Genomic DNA, 1,313 nt, shown 5'->3' on the forward strand with positions numbered 1-1,313 from the left:
GCTATCTGCGTCAACCCCGTTGACGCGACCACCCTAAAAAAGTGGCGTGGTGAGGAATCGCCGTCCGTTTTACGGCGGCGAGGATGTCAATGATGGGAACTATTAGCCTAGTTTCCTATCGCAATACCCTCACCCTGCGTCAGCGCGCTGCCGAGGTGGAAGTTACCTACGAGATCATCGATAATCTCAGTAATCTTTACGCTAACATGGCCGTGGCCGAATCGGGAAGAAGGGGTTATATTAAAACTGGCAGCCCTAGCGAGTTAGGTCGTCATCGTCGAGCGATCGCTTTGATGAAATCTAACTGGCAACTCCTGGCCAAACAACTAGAAAACGGCACAGATTTCGAGCGGGAAATGGTGGCTCAGATCGGGGATTTAATGTATCGGCGAATTGCTTTATTTAATCAATCGATCGCCACCTATAAACCCGATCAGTCCGATGATATTTCCCAAGATGCAATCACGGTTAAAAGTGTCGAGTTCCGGGATAAGTTTCAAAATCTTCTTACCTATTTACAAGCTAGTCAGAAAAGGAATTTAAGAATTAGCATCGCTAGTTCTAGGGATAGTATACGCGAAAATTCTCTGTTGGTTTTACTGGGAACTTTTATCAGTTTTGTGATTATTTGCGGAGTTTATATTTTAGTTTTTTGGCAACAGAAACGGCAACGAAATAGTGAGGAAATTCAACGTTTTTTACTACAGGAAAAAGAACTTTCCGATCTAAAAATTCAGCTTTTTTCAATGATATCTCATGAGTTCCGAACCCCTTTAACCGTGATTTTTTCTGCCTCGCAGTTATTAGAAAATAGCTTAAAAGATGCAGAACAATCAACCAGAAAAAATCTATATAGAATCCAGTCTTCTGTCAAGCTAATGAATCAATTCTTAACAGATATTTTGATTTTAACAAAGGCAGAATCTGGCAATCTCAGTTGTCAACTAGAGCCGCTCGATATTGAAGCTTTTTGTTTAAATTTAGTCGAGGATTTTCAATTTATCAATAAAAATAATACCCCGATTAAATTTGTCAGTCAGGGATTGATGATTCGTCCTTATCTAGATGAGAAACTGCTCTACTCGATTTTAAGTAATTTACTCTTAAATGCGATTAAATATTCCCCCACGGGAGCAGGGATTAGTTTGATTTTGGGGAAAGATAGCGATCGCATTGTTTTTCAAGTCCAAGATCATGGTATCGGCATTGCCGAGGAAGATAGAGTTGACACTCCCCGCTCTAAAGAGACGGGGATTCTTGGTTCACAGAGATTACTTGCTTAGACAGAATTGCTTCTGAAAAAGTAGAGGTAT

Annotated in this window: 1 pseudogene; it reads left to right on the plus strand. The window is 40.7% G+C overall.

Annotated features, from left to right (window positions below):
- Window positions 1-83: 83 nt before the first annotated feature.
- Window positions 84-1,223, plus strand: a pseudogene (locus BGL89_RS19905) (sensor histidine kinase); the annotation flags it as partial.
- Window positions 1,224-1,313: the final 90 nt, after the last annotated feature.

The sequence above is a fragment of the Microcystis sp. LSC13-02 genome (genome assembly GCA_002282935.1).
Lineage (GTDB): Bacteria > Cyanobacteriota > Cyanobacteriia > Cyanobacteriales > Microcystaceae > Microcystis.